The 21,881-nt window shown below is 64.1% G+C and carries 21 protein-coding genes; 13 read left to right on the top strand and 8 right to left on the bottom strand.

Translation table 11 applies throughout. The features are described from left to right. Positions 1-300 precede the first annotated feature (300 nt). A complete protein-coding gene (locus AC56LH_RS14335) occupies positions 301-1,662 on the bottom strand; it encodes a chloride channel protein (protein WP_499647071.1) in 1,362 nt (453 codons plus the stop codon). 186 nt (positions 1,663-1,848) lie between these two features. Here AC56LH_RS14335 and AC56LH_RS14330 point away from each other — a divergent pair, with 186 nt between their 5' ends. Both AC56LH_RS14330 and AC56LH_RS14325 read left to right on the top strand, forming a co-directional pair. Continuing rightward, entirely contained in the window at positions 1,849-3,219 is a 1,371-nt protein-coding gene (locus AC56LH_RS14330; RefSeq protein ID WP_499647069.1) for a DUF1800 domain-containing protein, read from the top strand. Positions 3,220-3,222: 3 nt separating this feature from the next. After that, positions 3,223-4,368 carry a DUF1501 domain-containing protein gene (locus tag AC56LH_RS14325; RefSeq protein ID WP_499647067.1) on the top strand — a complete coding sequence of 382 codons (1,146 nt, stop codon included), beginning with the start codon at positions 3,223-3,225 and terminating at the stop codon, positions 4,366-4,368. Between the two features lie 19 nt (positions 4,369-4,387). Here the strand turns inward: AC56LH_RS14325 and AC56LH_RS14320 are convergent, their stop codons facing one another. The 5 genes from AC56LH_RS14320 to flgA all read right to left on the bottom strand — a co-directional run bounded on the left by AC56LH_RS14320 (position 4,388) and on the right by flgA (position 7,820). Beyond that, a complete protein-coding gene (locus tag AC56LH_RS14320; protein WP_499647065.1) occupies positions 4,388-4,708 on the bottom strand; it encodes a hypothetical protein in 321 nt (106 codons plus the stop codon). Positions 4,709-4,804: 96 nt separating this feature from the next. Beyond that, positions 4,805-6,040, bottom strand: coding sequence for a GGDEF domain-containing protein (locus AC56LH_RS14315; protein WP_499647063.1), 1,236 nt, complete (start codon positions 6,038-6,040; stop codon positions 4,805-4,807). A 175-nt stretch (positions 6,041-6,215) separates the two neighbouring features. Next, entirely contained in the window at positions 6,216-6,686 is a 471-nt protein-coding gene (locus AC56LH_RS14310) for a flagella synthesis protein FlgN (RefSeq protein WP_499647061.1), read from the bottom strand. 3 nt (positions 6,687-6,689) lie between these two features. Then, positions 6,690-7,004 carry a flagellar biosynthesis anti-sigma factor FlgM gene (flgM, locus tag AC56LH_RS14305; RefSeq protein ID WP_499647059.1) on the bottom strand — a complete coding sequence of 105 codons (315 nt, stop codon included), beginning with the start codon at positions 7,002-7,004 and terminating at the stop codon, positions 6,690-6,692. A gap of 117 nt (positions 7,005-7,121) precedes the next feature. Then, a complete protein-coding gene (gene flgA / locus AC56LH_RS14300) occupies positions 7,122-7,820 on the bottom strand; it encodes a flagellar basal body P-ring formation chaperone FlgA (protein ID WP_499647057.1) in 699 nt (232 codons plus the stop codon). 167 nt (positions 7,821-7,987) lie between these two features. On the opposite strand from flgA, the gene flgB reads away from it, so the two are divergent. From flgB to flgL, 11 genes are all read left to right on the top strand, one after another. Further along, complete coding sequence (gene flgB / locus AC56LH_RS14295; protein WP_499647055.1) at positions 7,988-8,404, top strand: flagellar basal body rod protein FlgB; 417 nt, start codon at positions 7,988-7,990, stop codon at positions 8,402-8,404. Between the two features lie 11 nt (positions 8,405-8,415). Further along, on the top strand, positions 8,416-8,817 hold the full coding sequence (flgC, locus tag AC56LH_RS14290) for a flagellar basal body rod protein FlgC (RefSeq protein WP_343027988.1): 402 nt from the start codon (positions 8,416-8,418) through the stop codon (positions 8,815-8,817). A gap of 19 nt (positions 8,818-8,836) precedes the next feature. Next, complete coding sequence (locus AC56LH_RS14285) at positions 8,837-9,553, top strand: flagellar hook assembly protein FlgD (RefSeq protein WP_499647053.1); 717 nt, start codon at positions 8,837-8,839, stop codon at positions 9,551-9,553. Positions 9,554-9,594: 41 nt separating this feature from the next. After that, entirely contained in the window at positions 9,595-11,121 is a 1,527-nt protein-coding gene (locus tag AC56LH_RS14280) for a flagellar hook protein FlgE (protein WP_499647051.1), read from the top strand. 18 nt (positions 11,122-11,139) lie between these two features. Then, entirely contained in the window at positions 11,140-11,880 is a 741-nt protein-coding gene (flgF, locus tag AC56LH_RS14275; protein WP_499647049.1) for a flagellar basal-body rod protein FlgF, read from the top strand. Positions 11,881-11,944: 64 nt separating this feature from the next. After that, positions 11,945-12,727 (top strand): flagellar basal-body rod protein FlgG, encoded by a 783-nt coding sequence (flgG, locus tag AC56LH_RS14270; RefSeq protein ID WP_258835333.1) that lies wholly within the window; start codon positions 11,945-11,947, stop codon positions 12,725-12,727. Positions 12,728-12,742: 15 nt separating this feature from the next. Next, positions 12,743-13,390: a flagellar basal body L-ring protein FlgH gene (locus tag AC56LH_RS14265; protein WP_183555733.1), complete on the top strand. Its 648-nt coding sequence runs from the start codon at positions 12,743-12,745 to the stop codon at positions 13,388-13,390. Positions 13,391-13,402: 12 nt separating this feature from the next. Beyond that, positions 13,403-14,515, top strand: a complete 1,113-nt coding sequence (locus AC56LH_RS14260; protein WP_499647047.1) for a flagellar basal body P-ring protein FlgI — start codon at positions 13,403-13,405, stop codon at positions 14,513-14,515. Between the two features lie 15 nt (positions 14,516-14,530). Then, the gene (gene flgJ, locus AC56LH_RS14255; protein ID WP_499647045.1) at positions 14,531-15,484 is read left to right on the top strand and encodes a flagellar assembly peptidoglycan hydrolase FlgJ; all 954 of its coding nucleotides are present in this window, start codon (positions 14,531-14,533) and stop codon (positions 15,482-15,484) included. Positions 15,485-15,593: 109 nt separating this feature from the next. Next, positions 15,594-17,564, top strand: coding sequence for a flagellar hook-associated protein FlgK (flgK, locus tag AC56LH_RS14250; protein ID WP_499647043.1), 1,971 nt, complete (start codon positions 15,594-15,596; stop codon positions 17,562-17,564). Positions 17,565-17,581: 17 nt separating this feature from the next. After that, positions 17,582-18,805 carry a flagellar hook-associated protein FlgL gene (gene flgL, locus AC56LH_RS14245; protein WP_499647042.1) on the top strand — a complete coding sequence of 408 codons (1,224 nt, stop codon included), beginning with the start codon at positions 17,582-17,584 and terminating at the stop codon, positions 18,803-18,805. Here the strand turns inward: flgL and AC56LH_RS14240 are convergent. Beyond that, positions 18,792-20,819 carry an AsmA family protein gene (locus AC56LH_RS14240; RefSeq protein ID WP_499647040.1) on the bottom strand — a complete coding sequence of 676 codons (2,028 nt, stop codon included), beginning with the start codon at positions 20,817-20,819 and terminating at the stop codon, positions 18,792-18,794. The genes flgL and AC56LH_RS14240 overlap by 14 nt on opposite strands. Before the next feature lie 139 nt (positions 20,820-20,958). After that, entirely contained in the window at positions 20,959-21,870 is a 912-nt protein-coding gene (locus tag AC56LH_RS14235; RefSeq protein ID WP_499647038.1) for an alpha/beta hydrolase, read from the bottom strand. Positions 21,871-21,881 lie beyond the last annotated feature (11 nt).

Genomic DNA, 21,881 nt, shown 5'->3' with positions numbered 1-21,881 from the left:
CTCCAAAAGTGCTTGGGCGTCATCTGGCAACCCCCGTGTGGAATGAGGCGGCGCAGCTGCTGCCGGGGCGCTCGTGAGAGTAGGGGGTAGACTGATACAGCCATGGCGGCCGATCATGTCATGGATAGCGGATAGTGGCCGGGAAGCCGGGTGTGAGTGCAGGTGCATGGTGGTCGCGTGGTAGCCCGCGTGGCGGCCCGACCAGCGCAAATCCTGTCATGCCTGGCGGCATGAACACCCTGGCCGGATTATAACGTAATCAATCGACAAGCCGCCCCACGTTTCGGCGCGGAATGCGCGTCATGGCATCCGCTCGGGTGGCTCGCCCGGGGCCGCCGGGTGCACGGGGCGCGGCGGCAACTGGATCGTCGCCAGTGCGCTGTACAGCGGCGGCGTGAGCACGCGCGACACCGTACTGGCGACAACCGCGCAGGCCATCAGGCTGAGCACCATGCTGTGGCCATCGACCATTTCCATGACGATGATGAAAGCCGTCAGCGGCGCCTGCGTGGCGGCCGCCAGGAAGCCCACCATGCCCAGCGCAATCAGTGCGGCGCTGTATGGGTAGCCGGTAATCGAGGCGATGTTCTGACCCATGGCCGCACCGATCGACAGCGACGGCGCGAAGATACCGGCCGGCACACCCGACCAGGCAGTCAGCCAGGTTGCGACGAATTTGAAGAGCGCAAACGCCGCCGGCACGTTGGCTTCGTTCTCCAGCAAGCTGCGCGTGGCTTCGTTACCGCTGCCGTAGGTCGCTCCACCGCTGAGCACACCGATGACCGCGATCAGGAAGCCGCAGCCCAGTGCAAAGCGCACCGGATAGCGGGCGCGCCAGCGGGTGGGCAGGTCGGGCGAAACGCCGCGCAGGCTGGCGATGAGCACGCGCGCGAACAGGCCGCCGGCAAAGCCGCACACGACGGCGGCAAGCAAGCCCGGCCACAGCAACGACAAGCCGATCGGCCCCGGATGGATGACGCCGAAGTGCGGGCCATTGCCGTGAACAGACACGGCGATCAGGCCGGCCAGCACGATCGCCGCGACGATCAGGCCGCTGTTGCGCTGCTCGGGCGCACGCGACAATTCTTCAATGGCGAACATGATCCCCGCCAGCGGCGTATTGAACGCGGCGGCGATACCGGCCGCGCCACCGGCCACCAGCAGCGAATGGGCGCTGATGCCACTGCCGCGCGGCAGCCAGCGGCGCGCGGCAAGCATCACGCCGGCAGCGATCTGGACCGACGGGCCTTCACGCCCCAGCGACAGGCCGCCCAGCAGGCCGGCCGAGGTCAGGCCGATCTTGGCGAAGCTGATTTTCAGGGACACGAGCAGGGGCCGCCGGCCGCCGGAAATCGCCGGGTCGAGCGCCGCCATCACTTGCGGAATGCCGGAGCCACCCGCGCCGCGCACGAAGCGCCGGGTGATCCAGACGATGGCGGCGCACAGGAGCGGCGTCCAGATCAGGGGCACCCACCAGGCGAATTCGGCGATCTTGTTGAACCGGGCGAATGCCGACTCGGCCAGCCAGGTGAATGCCACAACAACGAGGCCGGCGATGGAGGCCGTGCCGACGACGACGATGCGGGTGCGCCAGAGATTGGCAGAAATGAGTTCGCGTTTGAAGGCGGAGCGTACGTCGTGCGGAGAGGGGTCGTGGGACATGGTGGGCTCGAGGGGACGAGGCCGTATTATATAGATTTGTGCGAATGTATTTGCACCCACACTGTTGTAATGACACAAATATGAAAGGAAATCTGCACGCACTACTGGTCAGGCGGTTACGGACAGTTACATACCAGCCAGGCCGGTATGGCCTGCCAGGGCAGTTACGGTTCTATACTCGGGGCCATGATCAACGATTCCATTGCGCGCAACCGCCTGGGCCTCGGTGCGCGACCGGACGACCAGCCCGTTGCCGATCCACGGCGCTGGCTGCTGGCGCAGCTCGACGAGTACGAGCCGTTGCCGCCGCCATGGCGTGCCATCGAGCGCACGCCGATGCGCGTCGCACAGTGGACCGAGCAGCAAGCCGCCATCCGCAGCGCACCCGAGGCGCAGCGTGCGAGCGTCCGTGCAGACTACCAGCGCGCGGGCCGGGCAGCCTATCTGGCCGGCGTGGAGGCGCGCACCAACAGCGCCCTGCAGAGCAGCACGCCGTTCGTCGAGCGCCTGACCCACTTCTGGGCCAACCATTTCGCGATCTCCGTTGAAAAAGTCCCGGTCCTCGGCTTTTCTGCCAGCTACGAGGCCGACGCCATCCGGCCCCATGTCCTGGGCCGGTTCGAGGATCTGCTGCTCGCCACCGTGCGCCATCCGGCGATGCTGCTGTATCTCGACCAGTCCGTTTCGACGGGGCCGGATAGCGTCGCAGCACGCCGGGCCAGCGCGAAGGCGCCGGATCGCCCGACCCGTGGTCTGAACGAAAATCTGGCGCGCGAAATTCTCGAGCTGCACACGCTGGGTGTGCGCAGCGGCTACACCCAGGCCGACGTGCTGGAATTTGCCCGCGCACTGACCGGCTGGACGCTGCCCGGCCCGCAGTCGCCTGAGGACGCCGCGCAAACTTTCCGGTTCCAGGCGAACCAGCATGAGCCGGGCGTGCGCACGGTGCTTGGCCGCAGCTATGCCGACGATGGCGAGCAGCAGGCAACGGCCATCCTGCGCGATCTGGCCAGGGCGCCAGCGACCGCCAGCCATATCGCCACCAAACTGGCCCGCCACTTCATCACCGACGATCCACCGCCGGCGTTGGTCAAGCGGCTGGCCGACAAGTTTCTGCAGAGCGGCGGCGACCTGACGGCGCTGTACCGCGAACTGATAAGTGCAGCAGACAGCCTGCCGCCAATGGCCGCCAAGTTCAAGTCGCCCTGGGACTGGACGCTGTCCGGCCTGCGCGCGATGGGCGTGCAGACGGTGCCGGCTGCGCGCATCCAGTTTCTGCTGGGCCGGCTCGGCCAACCTGTCTGGCGACCCGGCTCGCCGGCCGGCTATGGGGATGTGACGGCCACCTGGGCGGCCCCGGATGCGCTGCTGCGCCGGGTAGAAATTGCACAACGACTTGCCACGGAGTTCGGCAACAAGATCGATGCGCGCGCCCTGGCGCCACGCGTGCTGCCAACTACCTTGAGCCGGGGCAGCGCCATGGCGATTGCACAGGCAGAAAGCCCCGCCAACGCGCTCGCATTGCTGCTGGCGTCGCCCGAATTCCTGAGAAGGTAAAACATGCTCAATCGACGTGGTTTTATTTCCAGCGCAGCAGCATTGCTCGCCGCGCCCCGAATCGCATTCGCTGGCGCCGAGACCGAGCGCCGGTTCGTGTTCATCATCCAGCGCGGCGCCGCCGACGGCCTGCACACGGTGATTCCCTACGCCGATCCGGCCTATGCGCGCCTGCGCGGGGCGCTCGCCATCGATCCCGCCGAGGCGTTGAAGCTCGACGGCACTTTTGCGCTGCACCCGTCGCTGACCGGCATTGCCGGACTGTACAAGGCGGGGCAGGCCAGCCTGTTCCATGCGGTGGCGTCTCCCTACCGCGAGCGCTCGCACTTCGATGCGCAGAATGTTCTGGAGACGGGCGGCAAGGCGCCGTTCGACGTCAAGGACGGCTGGATGAACCGGCTGGCCGGCATGCTGCCACGACGCAGCAATCAGGCGATTGCGTTTGCCCCCACACTGCCGCTGGCCCTGCGTGGCGCGGTCGATGTCGCGTCGTATGCGCCATCCGGCCTGCCGCACGCCAACGACGATCTGCTGCTACGCGTGCAAAAACTCTATGAAGAGGATGCGCAACTGGGCGCGCTCTGGTCGACGGCGCTCAAGGCACAGGGCATGGCCGGCATGGCTGCCACTGGCAAGGGCCAGCAGTCCTCAGCTGAACTGGGCAAGGTGGCAGCAGGCTTCCTGGCGCGCGCCGATGGCCCCCGGATCGCCATGATCGAAACCAATGGCTGGGATACGCACAGTGCGCAGAAAGGGCGCATGGCAACGCAGCTGAACAATCTGGATGACTTGATTGGCGGGCTGCAGCAGGGGCTGGGCGATACGTGGAGCCAGACGACGATTCTCGTCGCAACCGAGTTCGGCCGTACTGTCGCGGCCAACGGCACGGGTGGGACGGACCACGGGACGGCCTCGGCTGCGATGCTGATTGGTGGTGCAGTCAAGGGTGGGCAGGTGATTGCCGACTGGCCCGGACTCGCTTCCGGCGACCTGCTTGATAACCGCGATCTCAGGCCGACACTCGGCCTGGACATACTGGTGGCGCATGCCTGCGCCGAAGCGATTCAGCTGGATCCGGAGCGCACGGCGCGCGTGTTGTTTCCCGGTTCGCAGCCGGGAAAGTCAACGACGCGCCTGCTGCGCGGCTGATAGCTGCAAGAGTGGCCAATCAGCCCTGTTGTTTTGGTGTATCCGTGCCGCCGTCGGATGCTTCGCCGTCCGGCTCGCCTGGCGCCTTGGGGCGCGAGCCACCCGGGACGTCACCGGTTGCCTGCCCGTGGCTCGCCTGCGGCGCGCCTGCCGGACCAACGTTGCTCTCTGGCGCCGCTTTGGCGAAATTGCTGTTGATGCCCGACTGGCTGGTGCCTTTGGCAGGGTGACCGATACTCGAGTCGCCGTCGGCATCATTCGCCACAAAGCCGGCATAGGAATCGGGACCGCCGTCGCGCAGGCCGGTGTCTTTCGGATCGTTGGTATTGTCGTTGTTCATGCGGTTCTCCTGAATGCGTTGGTATGAACAAGAGGTGGGTGCGCATGCCACGCTTCCCAATAGGAGCGCGGAGCGTCACGACGTAGGACTGATCGCTCAGCGACTGGCAGCGAATTTTGGCGATGGCCGCACGACATGCAGCGGCGGAGCCAGCGCGATCACCTGGTCGCGGCCGGCCGACTTGGCGGCGTACAGCGCCGAATCGGCGCGCGCGAGCGTGGTCTTGAACGGTTCCCCGTCCAGCGTGACAGTCGCGCCGATACTCAGCGTGAGCTGGCGTTGCGTAGCCGGCATGGTGCTGGTAGCCTCGCGCAGTGCTGCAGCCAGCGCCTTGCCCACGGCGCTCGCGCGCGCCAGGTCGGCGCCCGGCAGCAGCACCGCGAATTCATCGCCGCCCAGGCGCGCGATGCAATCGATGGCGCGCAGCGTGTCGCGCGCGCGGGTGGCCACCAGCTGCAAGGCGATGTCGCCGGCTTCGTGGCCGGCGCTGTCATTGATGGCCTTGAAATGGTCGAGGTCGATCAGCATCAGGGCCAGTGGCTGGCGCCGGTGGGTGGCGAGCGTGGTCTCGCGTTCGGCGATCTCGAAAAACGCCTTGCGCGACCAGGCACCGGTCAGGTGGTCATGGTTGGCGATGTATTCGGCCTGGTGCACGATGTGGCGGTGCAGGGTCAACAGGCCCCCGAGGGTCAGCGCCGGCAATGCCAGCGCGGCGACGGTCAGGATCGCCAGGCTGGCAGTGCTGGGCTGCAGCAGCGAGGTCGGTGGGTTGGGCGCGACCAGCAGCCAGAGCATGCGTACCCCATGCCCGCCGGCGACCAGCGCGCACATGAGCAGCACGAAGCGCTGTACATGCTGCTGTCCCGGTCCTTGCAGGTGCAACTGGCCATGCAGGCGGCGCTGGTGCTCGCCGCGCCCGGCCAGCACGCTGTGCGCGATGTCGATGCAGACGCCGGCCTGGAACAGCGAGACGACGGCGCTGCGCAGCGTGAACGAGTCGAACCAGTCATGAAACACCACCGTCAGGACGCCGACAGCAGCGACCAGCAATGCCAGCATCCTGACATGCGCCTGGCGTCCGGACAGCTGGCGATAGCCGGCGGCAAGTGCCGCGCCGGCGCCGGAATAGGCCATGTTTGCCACTTCGTAACCCAGCAGCGTCGGCAATTCACGGCCGAACGCATACAGCAGGTTGCCAAGCAATCCCAGCAGCGCGGCCCAGCGCATTGCGCGCATGCCGTGCAGGGATTGCGAGCCCGCCGACCCCAGCGCAAGATAAACAAGAAAGCAAAGCAGGGATGCGATCAGGAAAATCTGCTGGGTGGCGAGCATGGCGAACGGACCTGGCGCAATGGGATGCGCAGTGATGGACAAAGAGGGGGGCAAACCGAACCGAGCCGGTATTATGCCGTCGATGTATCCAGGCCGGGCGCTTATTTGGCGCCGTTGTTCAATTACTTTATTTTAACGAGACAAGCCGCAGAGGTGGTCTTGCCAGCGCCAGCGCTTACCCGACGACGTAGCGTTTGGAGACACCCACGCCCATGGTCTGGCCACTGGCGCCGTAGATGGTGCCGGTCGGTGCATTGGTCGGGGTGCGCAGGGCGTTGAGCACGCCCTGGTTGTGCGCCAGCTGCTTGTTGATCAGCATGCCATTGACGCGGTTGAGTTCTTTTGCTTCGCGCGCAGCGTCGAGCATGCGCTCCCATTGTTGCCGTACGTCGCCGTCGTCATTGACGGCCAGCCATGGTTCCATGCCCGCTTCCGATGCATCGCAGCCTGCCGCGGCCAGCGCTGCGTGGCGCTGTTGCGACAGCGAGGCCAGGTCGGCCAGCATCGCGTTCTTGCGTGGGGTCAGCGCCGCCAGCGTGTCGGCATCGAGCGACACGAGGGATTGCTGTTCCTGTTTCATCAGCGCCAGAAGGGCAGTGAGGTGATGGTGTTCGGCGGCGAGGGTCTGGAACGGGCTGTTGGTCATGGTTTAGCGTTGTCTCGAATGGAGCAAGTCGCGTACGGTGTCGAGCAAGCCGTCAGCCACTTTCTCGGAGTTGACTTGGAACTGGCCATCGGCGATGGCCATCTTGATACGTTCTACTTTCTTGGCGTCGAATACGGCCGCGCCGCTACCGATGCTGCTGGCCATGGCCTGGCCCTGCGGGGACAGGCGCACGCTGTCGGTTTGCGCACCGGTCAGGGGCGCGGTCGTTGCTGCCTTGTCGGCGCCACGCGCATTGTTCGTCTGCGTGGTGGCGGGTTGAAGGCCTGGGTTGCTCTTGAGTGTATCGTTGATTTTCACGGCTTCATCCTTCTCGGTGCGCGGAGCACAAGCTCCGGGATCTGCTTGTTGTAACGGCTGTGCCTTTACAAACTTTAGCAATCATCACCGATTCGGCGAAGGAGAAATTACAATTATTTATAAAACGATCTCCACGGTGCCACCATCGCGCGCCGTGCCACTGATGATCCGGCCGGCCGTCGTGCGTACCTGGACAATCTGGCCATCGCTGGCATTGTTGATGGCCTTGCCTTCACTGCTCACCGAAAAGTTCGAACCGCGCGATACCAGCCGCACCGCCTGGCCCTGCTTGATGACGGCCTGGCTGCGCAGGGCATCCACGCGCAGTGCGGTGCCGGCAGGCAGCGACACGGTGGGCGTACGGCCCAGCGCCTGCGCCATGTCGGTAATGATCCCGTTCGGCATCGCGGCGATATCGCCTTTTACCATCACCAGCTGACCGGGCAACAGCGGCTGGCCTTGGGCCAGCGGCACGCCGGCGGCAACATACTCGGCCACCACGCTGACCTGGGCCTGCACATACATCGTCCACGCCGGCGCCGTGCAGCGCACGCCCACCGTTGTCTTGCCCCATGGACGGGCGCCCGGTTGCTGGAAGGCTTCCGGCGCCGGACAGGCTGGCAGGCTCAGGCGCTGGTCGATACCGCCGACCTGCACGCTCACCTTGCCTGGCAGGCCGGCGCTCTGGGTGACCAGGAACTGCTGCACCACGGCGCGCACGGCCTCGGGTTGCTGGCGGCTGTTCGCCCCCTGCTGGGCCTGCGCAACACTGTATACAAGTGCCAGCAGCGAAAAAGCGACAAGTTTTGCTGTCATGGTTGGGCGGTCGACCAGAGATTCGGGAATGCTGCTATCTTAGGTCCAATGATTCCGTAGTGAAACTTTGAATAGCGGGGGGAATGTTGGCTCTTCTCCGTCGATTGGTGTGGCGAACCGAACCGTATGATCGCTTCTGTCCCAACAAAGCACAGCCCGGAGGCGGCATGATCGGCAAACTCGACGACTACATGCGTTTTAATGAAACGGCATTGTCCCTGCGCTCGCAGCGCCAGGAACTGCTGGCGTCCAATATCGCCAATGCCGATACCCCGAACTACAAGGCGCGCGACATCGATTTCGCGGCAGCCTTGCAGGGAGCAATGGCAGGCAGCAAGCCGGGCGGTGCGATGAACACCACCAACACCCAGCACATGGCGCGCGGTCTTGCCACCGGCGACACGCTGGCCAATGGCACGCCGGTACTGTACCGCGGCGTGGTGCAGGGCAGCGTCGACGGCAACACGGTCGACATGGACGTCGAGCGCAATCAGTTTGCCGACAATGCGCTGCGCTACGAGGCCGGGATCAACATGATCAACAGCCAGATCAAGGGCCTCCTGAGCGCGATCCAGGGCCAATAAGGAAACTCGCCATGTCGCTATTTAATATCTTTAACGTGTCCGGTTCGGCCATGAGCGCCCAGGCGCAGCGCCTGAATACGGTGGCCAGCAACCTGGCCAATGCCGACAGCGCCACGTCGCCGTCGGGCGAAGCCTACCGCGCCAAGTCGGTCGTGTTCGAGTCGGTCCCCACCGCCTCGGGCGCGACCGGCGTGCGCGTGCGCGAAGTGGTCGAAGACCCGTCGCCGCTCAAGCAGATGTACGACCCCAAGCATCCGATGGCCGACGACAAGGGCTATGTATCGATGCCGAACGTGAACGTGGTCGACGAGATGGTCAATATGCTGTCGGCCTCGCGCTCGTACCAGACCAACGTCGAAACCATGAATGCAGCCAAGACCATGCTGCTCAAGACCCTGACCATCGGCCAGTAAGCGCTACCAGATCGATACCATGACCAGCCCAATTACCAGCAAGACCGCAACGTCCGATATTTCCAGCCTGCAGGCAACCATGAACGCCAAGGCGAAGACCGCCGAAGATGGCGTCCAGGCCGACACCGACAAGTTCATGACGCTGCTCGTGACCCAGTTGAAGAACCAGGATCCGATGAACCCGATGGACAACGCGCAGATGACGAGCCAGCTGGCCCAGCTGCAGACCGTCACCGGCGTGAACAAGCTCAACACCACGCTGGAGTCGCTGAAGGCCAGCTACCAGTCGAGCGAATCGCTGTCGGCAACCAATCTGATCGGCCACGGCGTGCTGGTCGAAGGCAATGGCATCCTGCTGTCGAAGAGCCAGGCCATCCTGGGCGTCGAGCTGGACAGCCCGGCCGACAAGCTGCAGGTCGTGGTCGTCGACAAGGCCACGGGCAAGGATGTGGCGGCGATCGAGCTGGGCGAGCAGAAAGCCGGGATCGTGCCGGTTGCGTGGGATGGTGTCCCCGACCCGAATAATCTGGACGCCAACGGCAAGCCCGTTGTGCTGCCCGATGGAAGCTATACCTTCCGCGTGATCGCATCGCGTGGCGGCGAACAGCTCACCGACGCCAAAGCCCTGTCATTCGACAGCGTGGCCAGCGTCACGACGAATGGCAAGGACGGCGTCAAGCTGAACCTGCCGGGCAAGGGCGCTGTTTCCCTCGCCGATATCAAACAAGTTCTGTAAGCCAGGCCGCTTACTCTCTCACCTTATACTGGAGCATTACCATGTCTTTCCAACAAGGCCTGAGCGGCTTGAACGCTGCTGCCAAATCGCTGGACGTTATCGGTAACAACATCGCCAACGCCAGCACGGTTGGTTTCAAGGGCTCGACCACCCAATTTGCCGACGTCTACGCCAATGCACTCAACGGTGCGGGCGGCATGACCGCCGGTATCGGCGTGAAAACCGCCGCCATCGCCCAGCAGTTCACGCAGGGTAACGTCGAAGCCTCGAGCAACCCGCTCGACATCGCCATCAACGGCGCCGGTTTCTTCCGCATCGAGCAGGCCGGTGTCACGCAATATTCGCGCAATGGCCAGTTCTCGCTCGACAAGGAAGGTTTCATCGTCAACGCCCAGGGGGCCAAGCTGACCGGCTATGGCCTGGGCGCCAATGGCCTGCTGGCCGCCGGCACCGCCGTGCCGCTCAGGATCGATACGGCCGACCAGCCGCCCAAGGTCACGTCGGAAGTGCAGATCCAGCTTCAGCTTGATTCGCGCGCCAGCCCGCCGAAGAAAGCGGACTTCGATCCGGCCGATCCGGACACCTACAACAAGCAGGTGCCGATGAGCGTGTATGACACGCTGGGCAATTCGCACACGCTGTCGACCTTCTACGTCAAGTCGCCGACCGGCGACGGTACCTGGAATGTGTTTGCTGCCAAGGACGGCACCGAGATTGGTGCGCTGGACGCGGTGGGCAAGGCCCAGACCGACCCGGCGGCCGTCGCCTCGCGCGGCGCCTGGGATGCGGCAAGCAAGGTCGTGCCGCCCGTGGCGGCCACGCTGGCCACCACGATTGCCACCTACGCCAACGACGCCGCCAATGCCGTCGTGGCCGGCGCCGGCAATCTGGCGACGCCCGACAACCTGGCCGAAGTGCGCACCGCCGCCGCTGCCGCCGCAGCGATCCCCGGTGCGACCCCGGTGCAGATCGACGCCGCGATTGCCAAGGCGCTCAAGATGGAGCCGAAAGCCATCGGTACGCTCAAGTTCGACACCAATGGCGCACTGAATCTGGCCAGCACGGGCACTGCGGGCAAGTTCAACATCGACATCCCGATCGTGCCATCGACCGGCGCCGAACTGAATCTGCCAGTGCAGATCGATTTCGCCGGCACCACCCAGTACGGCACCACCACCAGCGAAAAGTTCCTGGCGCAGGACGGCTACAAGCCGGGTTCGCTGCAGCGCTTCTCCACCGGCGCCGATGGCAGCATCCAGGGCCAGTACAGCAATGGCCAGACCAAGGTCCTGGGCCAGGTCGTGCTTGCCAACTTCACCAACCCGAATGGCCTGCAGCCACTGGGCAACAATGCCTGGGCTGAATCGTCCAATTCCGGCATCCCGCTGATGGGCACCGCCGGTACCGGCGGCCTGGGCGTGCTGCAGGCGTCGGCCACCGAAGCATCGAGCGTCGATCTGACGGCCGAGCTGGTCAACATGATCACCGCGCAGCGCGTCTACCAGGCGAATGCGCAAACGATCAAGACGCAGGATTCGGTGTTGCAGACGCTGGTGAACCTGCGTTAAACCATCTAGGAAATCACCATGGACCGCCTGATCTATACCGCCGCCTCCGGCGCCAAGCACATCCTCGAGCAGCAAGCCACGACGTCCAACAACCTGGCCAACGTGAGCACGACGGGCTTTCGCGCCCAGATCGACATGTTCCGCGCGGCGCCGGTGCAGGGCCCGGGCATGCCGACCCGCGCGTTTGTCGTCGACTCGACTGCAGGCAACGATTTCGCTTCCGGCCCGCTGCAGGCCACGGGGCGCGATCTGGACGTGGCGGTGAAAGGGCAGGGCTGGCTGGCCCTGCAGATGCCCGACGGTACCGAGGCTTACACCCGCAACGGTGCGCTCCAGATGAGTCCGAACGGCGTGCTGCAAACGCCGGGCGGTCAGACGATTGCGGGCGAAGGTGGTCCGATCACGATCCCGCCGGACGCGACCGTGACGATCGGCAGCGATGGCACCATCTCCACCATCTCGAACGTCGACACGCCGGCCGCACCGGCGGTGATCGGGCGCCTGAAGCTGGTCAATCCGCCACAAGGCGACATGGTGCGTGGCGACGACGGGCTGTTTCGCGTCAAGAACGGCGCGCCGGTCCAGGCCGACCCGACCGTGCAGGTGGCGGGCGGGGCGCTCGAGGGCAGCAACGTCAATCCGGTCGATTGCATGGTCGACATGATTGCTTTGGCACGTTCTTTTGACACGCAAATGAGCTTGTTGAAGAACGCCGAGAACAACGCGGCGAAAGCCACCCAACTCCTCGCTTTGAATTAAGTGTTGCCGCTGCATAATTCTATTGTCCGTGGAGGCATTCGCCTGCCACCAATAGGAGAATGCAATGATCCGTTCGCTCTACATCGCCAAGACCGGTCTGGAAGCCCAGCAGACCAATCTCGACGTCATCTCGAACAACCTCGCCAACGTCAGCACCACCGGCTTCAAGAAGTCGCGCGCCGTGTTCGAGGACTTGCTGTACCAGAACGTGCGCCAGCCAGGTGCGCAATCGTCCCAGCAGACGAATCTGCCGTCGGGCCTGCAGATCGGTACCGGTGTGCGCACCGTCGCTACCGAGCGCATCCACACCCAGGGTAATCCCCAGCTGACCGGCAACGACAAGGACGTGATGGTCAACGGTCCAGGCTATTTCCCGGTGCTGATGCCGGACGGCACCCAGGCCTACACCCGCGACGGTTCGTTCCAGAAAGACCAGAACGGCCAGCTCGTGACGTCGAGCGGCTTCGTGATCCAGCCGCCGATCACCGTGCCGATCAATGCCCAGTCGATCACGGTGGGCCGTGACGGCACCGTATCGGTCAATGTCGCCGGCGAAACGGCCACCACCCAGATCGGCGCCTTGCAACTGGCCACCTTCATCAACCCGGCCGGCCTCGAGTCGCGCGGCGAGAACCTGTACACCGAAACCACCGCGTCGGGTAACCCGAACCTGAACGTGCCTGGCACAAACGGCGCTGGCAACATCATGCAGGGTTATGTGGAAGCGTCGAACGTCAACGTGGTCGAGGAAATGGTCGCGATGATCCAGACCCAGCGCGCCTACGAGATCAACAGCAAGGCGATCACGACATCTGACCAGATGCTGCAAAAACTGTCGCAGCTTTAATTTTCTTCAGCCATCATGAAAATCCTGACTTCGTTCGCTGCGCTGGTATTGCTCGCCGGTTGCGCCGCCACTCCCACCACCATCGTGCAGGGTCCGACCAGCGCGCGTCCGATGCTGGTCGACGGGGCCCCTGCCACCGATGGCGCGATCTTCAATGTCAACAGCTACCGGCCGATGTTCGAAGACCGCCGCGCCCGTCATATCGGCGACCTGTTGACCGTCAATATCAGCGAGCGCACGTCGGCGACCAAGGCCGGCGCGAGTTCGGGCAACAAGAGCGGCAGCGCGAGCTTCACCAGCCCGGGCCTGCTGGCAGGCGTGATCGGCGCCGGCGTGGCGCTGGAATCGGGCACCAAGTTTGCCGATGGCGACAACCAGAGCGCGTCGAACAATTTCACCGGCACGATCGGCGTGACCGTCACCGAAGTGCTACCAAACGGGAACCTGATCGTGGCCGGCGAAAAGCAGGTCGCGATGAACAAGGGCACCGAGTTCATCCGCTTCTCGGGCATGGTTAGTCCGGACACGATCCAGGCCGGCAATATGGTCTCGTCGAACGTGATCGCCGATGCGCGCGTCGAATACCGCACCAACAGCCGCCTGGATCGCGCCGAAGTGACGTCGATGCTGTCGCGTTTCTTCCTGTCGATGCTGCCGTTCTGAAAGAACCTACCCATGCGTAAATTTGCTTCCGCTCTGTTGTTGGCTGCCACTTTCGGCGGCATCGCCCCCCTGGCCCAGGCCGAACGTCTGAAGGACCTGGCCACCATCGCCGGCGTACGTCAGAACCAGTTGTCCGGCTACGGCATCGTCGTGGGCCTGGACGGCACGGGCGATCAGACCAGCCAGACGCCGTTCACCGTGCAGTCGATCCGCGCGATGCTGCAACAGAAGGGCGTTAACCTGCCGGCCGGCACCCAGCTGCAACTGAAGAACGTGGCGGCCGTGATGGTCACGACCTCGCTGCCGGCGTTTGCCCAGCCAGGCCAGACGCTCGACATCACCGTATCGTCGATCGGTAACGCCAAAAGCCTGCGCGGCGGCACGCTCCTGATGGCGCCGCTGCATGGCGCCGATGGCCAGGTCTACGCCATGGCCCAGGGCAACCTGGTGGTCGGCGGCGTGGGTGTCCAGGCGCAGGGTGGTGGCGCGCAGGTGCAGGTCAATCACCTCGCCGTCGGTCGCATCTCTGCCGGCGCCACGGTCGAGCGTGCCGTCGCATCGAACCTGGGCGAAAACAACCAGATTCGCCTGGAACTGAAAGAGACCGATTTCGCCACCGCCGCGCGCGTCGTCGAAGCCGTCAACGACCAGTTCGGGCCCGGCATCGCCACGGCCATGGACGGGCGCGTGGTGCGCGTGCGCACGCCGTCGTCGAGCGACCAGCGCGTCGCCTTTCTGGGCATGCTGGAACAGATCGACGTCAATCAGCCGCTGGCTTCGGCCAAGGTCATCATGAACGCCCGCACCGGGTCGGTCGTGATGAACCGCGCCGTGATGCTCGACAACTGCGCGATTTCGCACGGCAACCTGTCGATCACGATCGGCTCGGACACCCAGGTGAGCCAGCCGAACGCACTGGCTGGCGGCAAGACCGTCGTCACGCAGAACCAGTCGGTCGAGATCAAGAAGGAACCGGGCCAGATGATCAACGTGAAGGGCGGGGCGTCGCTGGCCGAAGTGGTCAAGGCGATGAACTCGATCGGCACCACCCCGCAAGACTTGCTGGCCATCCTGCAAGCGCTCAAGGCCGCCGGTTCGCTGCGCGCCGAGCTCGAAATCATCTAAATCGAGAGACACGTCATGATCGCATCGCCCAACCTTGACCAGACCAGCAAGCTCGCGCTCGACACCAACAGCCTCAACGGGCTGAAGAACAGCGCGAAAGCCGGCACGCCGGCCGCCATGAAAGAAGCGGCGACCCAGTTCGAGGCGATGTTCATCAACATGATGATGAAGAGCATGCGTGACGCCACGCCGCAGGAAGGCATGCTGGACAACCAGCAGACCAAGACCTTCACAACGATGCTCGACCAGCAGACCAGCCAGAACCTGGCCAAGCGCGGTGTCGGCCTGGCCGATGTGCTGGTGCGCCAGCTGAGCGCGAACCAGATGGGGCAGCAGGCGCTGGCCATTGGCGCCGATGGCATGGGTGGTGACGCTGCTGCCGGCGCTGGCCGCCTGACGCCGTCGCTGAACAACGCTGCCGCCATGTACGGCAATGGCGCCGCGCCCGGTGCTGGCACGGCCGCCAGCAAGGCGCCGCCGCTGCCGGCAACCACCGAGACGGGCCGCATCCAGGCGCCGCACGTGCGCGCATTCCAGGAAAAACTGCACGAGCACGCCCATGCGGCCGAGCAGACCACCGGCGTGCCGGCCAAGTTCATGCTGGGCCAGGCTGCGCTCGAGACCGGCTGGGGCAAACGCATGATCAAGAATGCCGATGGCAGCAACAGCAACAACCTGTTCGGCATCAAGGCCGGCCCGGGCTGGCAAGGCAAGGTCGCCACCGCCGTCACCACCGAATACGTGAATGGCAAGCCACAGACAAAGGTCGAGAAATTCCGCGCCTACGACAGCCCGGCCGATTCGTTCCGCGATTATGCAAACATGATCGCGAAGAATCCGCGTTACGAAAAAGTCATCGGCAGCAGCGACGCGGCCACCTTTGCCCAGGGCCTGCAGCGCGCCGGCTATGCGACCGACCCGAACTACGCGGCCAAGCTGACCCGCCTGATCAAGAATTCGCTGGCGTGATGTACATAGATGAGCACACGCACCCGTCGAACGCCATTCTTATGTCAGCCGACCGTCAAGTTTTCTGAAAACCTGCCGTTGACTGTACTGTCACAGAGAGAAAAAAATTATGTCAGGTAGCCTCCTCGCCATCGGTAAGACCGGGTTGTATGCAGCACAGGCAGCCCTCGCCACGACCGGCCACAACATCGCCAACGCGAACGTGGCGGGTTTCTCGCGCCAGACCGTGGTGCAGGCCACCTCGGCCGCGCTCGATACCGGTGTCGGCTTCCTCGGGACCGGGACCGAGATCGCGCAGATCAAGCGCTACAGTGACAATTTCCTGAACACGCAGGTGCGCACGGCCCAGGCCAGCACCAGCGGCCTGGAATCGTACTATTCGCAGATCAAGCAGATCGACAACCTGCTGGCCGACACCACGTCGGGCCTGTCGCCGGCGATGCAGGGCTTTTTCAAGGGCGTGCAGGACATGGCTGCCAACCGCGCGTCGGTGCCGTCGCGCCAGGCGATGCTGTCGAGTGCCGAAACGCTGGCCACGCGCCTGCAAGACCTTGATTCGCGCCTGGGTGAAATCCGCACCGGCGTGAATGGTGAAATCGAGGCGAGCGTCACCGCCATCAACACCTACGGTTCGCAGATCGCCAAGCTCAACGAGCAGATTTCCAATTTCGCTTCGTCCGCGACGCGCCCGCCGAACGACCTGCTTGACCAGCGCGACCAGGTGGTGCTCGAACTGAACAAGTTCGTCAAGGCCACCGTCACGCCGGGCGACAACAGCAGCCTGACGATTTCCATCGGCAACGGCCAGCCGCTGGTGGTGGGCAACGACTCGTTCCAGCTGGCGGCGATGGTCTCGCCAACCGACCTGACCCGCATGGAAGTGGGTTACCAGGTCGGTACGAAGGTGGCGGTGCTGCCCGATGGCGCGCTCTCCGGCGGCAAGCTGGGCGGTCTGCTCGAGTTTCGTACCGAAACGCTCGATACGGCCCAGAGCGCGCTCGGCAAGATCGCGATCGGCATGGCCTTTGAGTTCAACGCACAGCACCAGCTGGGCCTGGACCAGAACGGCAACAAGGGGCAGGCGTTCTTCAACGTGGCGCCGGCTTTTGTTGGCGCGAGCATCAACAACGCCAAGGGCACCGATGCCAATCCGGCCGCCGAGCTGAGCGCCAAGGTGACCGATCCGAGCAAGCTCAAGGACAGCGACTACGAAGTCACGTTCAACGGCACCAACTACAAGGTCGTGCGCCAGTCCGACAACAAGGAAGTCGGGACCGTCACGCCGGGCGCGAACGGCGTGGCCACGTTTGAAGTCGACGGCGTCGAACTCAGTTTCAAGAACAATGCACGCAACAAGGATACGTTCCTGGTGCGCCCGACCATCGACGGTGCGGCCAACTTCAAGGTGCTGGCCAACGATGTCTCGCAGATCGCCGCCGCAGCACCGGTTCTGACCAGCATGCCGCTGACCAATACCGGCACCGGCAAGATCAGCGAAGGCAAGGTGTCCAAGGACTTCCTGACCGCGCCGCCGACGCTGCCGGTCACGCTTGCTTTCGATGAAACCAGCGGCAGCCTGACCGGCTTCCCGGCTGGCATGGTCACCGTGGTCAACAGCAAGGGCGAGTCAAGCCAGGTGGATGCTGCCAACGTCAAGTTCGACAACGGCTCGACCTACAGCTTCAGCGGCGTCAGTGTCACGATGACCGGCAAGCCGGGCAACGGCGACAAGTTCACGATCGCGGCCAACAGCAGCGGCGTGGGCGACACCCGCAACATCGCCGCGCTGGGCGAGCTGCAGACCAAGAACATCTTCAACAATGGCACCGCCACGCTGACGTCGTCGTATGCGCAGATGGTGAGCCAGGTGGGCAACAAGACGCGCGAAGTGCAGATCAATGCGCAGGCCGGCAATGCCTTGCTGGCACAGGCCGAGGGCGCCCAGGCCGATGTGTCGGGCGTGAATCTCGATGAAGAAGCCGCCAATCTCATCAAGTATCAGCAGGCCTATCAGGCATCGAGCAAGGTGATGCAGATCGCCGGCACCATCTTCGACACGCTGCTGTCGATCAGCCGCTAACGTAGCGAAAGAACATCATGCGTATCAGCACCGCAAACCTGTATGCCAACTCGACCAGCCAGATCAACACACTGCAAGGCGCGCTTGCGCGCACGCAGATGCAGCTGTCGACCGACCGCCGCCTGCTGACCGCCGCCGACGACCCGGTCGCTTCGGCGCGCGCGCTCGAAGTAAGCCAGTCGCAGGACATCAATGCCCAGTTCGCCACCAACCGCAACAGCGCGAAGTCGTCGCTGGCGCAGGTGGAATCGACGCTGCAGAACACGGGCGACTTGCTGCAAGACATCCAGACGCTGGCCGTCACGGGCGGTAATGCCTCGATGGTGCAGAGCGACCGCGAAAAGTTGGCCACCGAGCTCGAAGGCCGCCTGGCCGACCTGCTGGGGATCGCGAATACTGCCGACGGATCGGGCGGTTTTCTGTTTTCGGGTTACATGACCACGACCCAGCCGTTCACCAGCACGCCGACCGGCGCGACCTACCAGGGCGATCAGGGCGTGCGTCAGTTGCAGGTAAGCGATTCGCGCAAATTACCGCTGTCGGCATCGGGCAGCGCCATTTTTGAGGCGATCCCGACCGGTAACGGTACGTTTCAGACCCAGGCCGGGAGCAGCAACACGGGCGCGGCGCTGATCTCGTCCGGCTCGGTCGTGGACCGCCAGGCGTTCAACAGCACCAAGTACGGGATCGAGTTTGCCGTCAGTACCGACACGCCGCCCGTGACCACGTATTCGGTCTACAACACGAGCAGCAATCCGAAAGCCGTGGTCAGCAGCGGCAATGCCTATGAAGCCGGCAAGCAGATCACCTTTGGCGGGATGGCCTTCGACATCAAGGGCGCGCCGGCCAACGGCGATACGTTCAGCGTCGAACCGAGCCAGAAGCAGTCGGTGTTTACCACCGTGACCGACCTGATCGCCACGCTGCGCCTGCCGGGCGAAGGCTCGGCCGGCAAGGCAGCGCTGACCAATGGCCTGAACACGGCCATCGACAATCTGAAGAATGCGCACGACAACGTGCTGACGGTGCAGTCATCGGTCGGCGCGCACATGAAAGAGCTCGATTACCTCGACAGCACCGGTGACGACCTCGACATCCAGTACGCTTCCACGCTAGATGATCTGGTGGGCCTTGACACTGTCAAGGCCATCTCGGACTTTTCGCAGCAGCAACTGACGCTGCAGGCAGCGCAGATGTCGTTCAAGACGATGTCCGGGTTGTCGCTGTTTAACTACCTTTGATCTTCGGCGCGACTTTCCCGTTCACCTTCGGTGGTTGTTTCGCGGCGCTGATCTCGGCGCCGCAGTTCGTATCGGGCGCCTTGTCGACGTTGATCAACGGCAGCAAGGCAGCCAGCGGATTGATCGCTGCCAGCGCCACCGCCGCGCCAGCCTTGAGCGCCAGCGGTCCGACATGCGGGCCCACCTTCGGATCGGTAAAGGTGCCGCGCGCATACAGCGGCGTGCGCAACGACAGGATGCGCGCGCCCTTGGTCTTCGGCCGCACATCTACGTCGAGCTTCTCGGTGGCCAGGTCCACATAGCCGGTTGCGTTCACGACCGCATCTTCACTGTCGAGCACGAAGCGATCGATGTTCGCACGGCCATTGCGCACCGTGGTCGTCGCTGCCACGCAGTTGAGCATGGTTTGCTTGTCACCAAAAATCTTGGCATAGACCGCATTGGCCACGTTCAGTCCAGCCAGCTCAAGGACGAACTGGCTGACCGTGCCTTCGGTGACCACGGCATTGATTTCACCCTGCGACGTGCCCAGCATGGCCGCCACGGTGTTGCCCTTGCCGACCAGCGCGCCATCGCCATTGATTTCACCAAAGGTTGCCTGCATCGATTGGAGCTTGGGGAACAGCTCGCGGATCTTCACGCCGCGCGCCGCCAGCCGTGCCGAGGCATCCAGCGTCTTTTCGCGACCGTCCAGCCGGATATTCGACGTGATGCGTCCGCCCGCCAGCGCAAAGCTCAGCGGGGTCAGCGTCAGGACCTTGTCCTTCATGCGGATCGTGGTGTCGATGTCGCGCAGCGGAATGTTGGCAGTGCGCAGGATCTGTTTGCCGGTGAACTTGACCTCGGCATCGAGCGCGCCCCATTTGGCCGTGTTGAACTGGTCAACCGGCAGGGCCTTGCCCGGCGCCGGGGCCTTGACCTTGCCGGCGGCCTTGGTGCCTTCGCCGGTGTCGGCGCCGACGGTCGGGCCCAGGTCGGCCAGCCGCAATTGCTGCGATGTCAGCGCGCCGGTCAGCAGTGGCCGCGGCTTGCGCTGGGCATAAGCCAGCGTGCCTGCGATATCGCTGGCGCCGACCTTGCCGGTGAAGTCTTTATAGGTGTAAGTCCAGAAGTCGCCGTCCTTCTTGCCCAGCAACGTGCCTTTGGTGGCATACGGCGGCGTTTCCGGCAGCAGCACGCCGGTCAACTCGTACAGGTCGGCCATGCTGGCGCCGGCCAGTTGCATTTTCAGGGCAAAGCCCGACAGCGAGCGCGGATCGCGGATGATGCCGCGCAGGCCAAGCTTGTTGTCGCCGGCGGTGGCTTGCGCTTCGATCGGGAAGCTGGTGTCGTCGCCGGTGAGCGACAGCACCGCACCGGCCTTGCCGCCACCGGTGATCTTTGCCTTGTTGTAGGTGCCGGCAAGGGTGAATGCCAGACCGTACGGTGGCACGCCCACCGCCGTGGAGGCTGTTTCGCCGCCCTTGATCGAATCGGCGGTAGCGCGCAAATCAAGGCCCACTGGCTCATCGACGTAACGCACCTTCGCGCGGTCGAAGGCCAGGCGCTGCAAATCGACCTTCCATTCGGAGGGGCCATTGTCCTTGAAGGTCCAGGAATTGCTGCCGTCGGCGCGGCGCTGGACGGCGATGTCCGGATTGGCCAGGCGCAGGTCGGTGATCACGACATCCTTCGTCAGCAGCGGCAGGATGCGCACGCCGGCCTCGACGCGCTGGGCAGCGGCCATCTGCTTGCCGACCGTGCTCCAGACGGGATTGCTCATGTAGACGTTGTCGGCGGTGATATGCGGCTGCGGCACGAAGCGCCGCCAGCCCGTTTCGCCGTTGCGATCACGCTGGAACTTGACGTCCAGGTCGCCGCGGATGGCAAATTCACGCCCGGTCGTCTCCGACACCTTGCGGTTGATGTAAGGACGCAGCATGTTCCAGTCGAACAGCATGAGGAACAGGATCACTGCCACGGTTATGGCCAGCAAGATCCAGCCGGTAATTTTGAGAGGTCTGGAAAGGGTCATTGTCGTTCGTGCCCATGAGTGGGTCAGCGGCTGGCGCAGCGAGGCACCGGGATCGTCAGGCTAGCAGGGTCTTGGCAATATTGTTGGTTGGCTAAGTCGCACTACTGCACATTTAATTGGTATTTTTTCACGCTTTACGTCAGGTGAGGAAAAATTCAAGGCCACGTGCCATGGCCGGGAAGGTTGCCGACCCGTGGTCCTCGTGCGCCAGCAGGTGAAATTGGACGCGCGCCAGTGTGCCCGTTTTTTGCAGCCGCTCATCCAGTTCACGCGCGTTGTCCACCATGCGGCGTGTGGCTGCAATCGCGTCACGACCCTGCAGCGGGCCGTTCGCGGTGGATGGTTGTTCCAGCTCGCCCACGGCCAGCATCAACGACGGCTTCGACGGCAGGGCGGCAACGCGCCGCTTGAAGCCGTCCATACCATCCAGTACCACGCGTTCGCGGTACCAGATCGATGGACTGGCGGCCAGATAAGTCTGGAACATTGCCGGGCGCATGAACAGCGCGTGCAATGTGCACAGCCCGCCGTATGAGTGGCCATACAGCGCCTGGCGCGCCGGATCGAGCGGCGCCAGCGTTGCGATCAGCGGTTTCAGTTCGCGTTCGATAAAGTCAAGAAACAGGTCGGCGCCGCCTTCCTTCACAGGACCATCTGCGCCAGACGGCGGCGTGTAGTCGCGACCGCGCCCCATCCCGTAATCGAACTCGCCCGGATAGCCGATGCCGACGACGACGGGCAGCGCAGCGCCCCGCGGCAGGATCGTGCGCGCCATCAGCGCCAGCGTCGGAAAGGTCGCGTTGCCATCCAGTGCATAGATGACCGGGTAGCCAGCCGGTGGCGGCGGGGTGGTCGGGATGCTGATGAAGATACGGTAGGTCTGGCCGGTGATGGGCGAGGTGATGTCGAGTTGCCGGGCCTGGTGCAGCGTGGCGGGTTGCCACTCAGCCGCAGCGCGCGCCAACGGGGTGCCCAGGGCGGTCAGTGCGGCAGCGGCGCCGAGGATGCGGCGGCGTGGGAAGGAGGTGGGAACGGCAGCAGGCGTGGTCATGCGCATGGTCA

It is taken from the genome of Telluria sp. LT1R51-2 (assembly GCF_059685775.1).
Note: the sequence above shows the minus strand (reverse complement) of the source record. Positions and strands in the feature narration are given on the sequence as shown.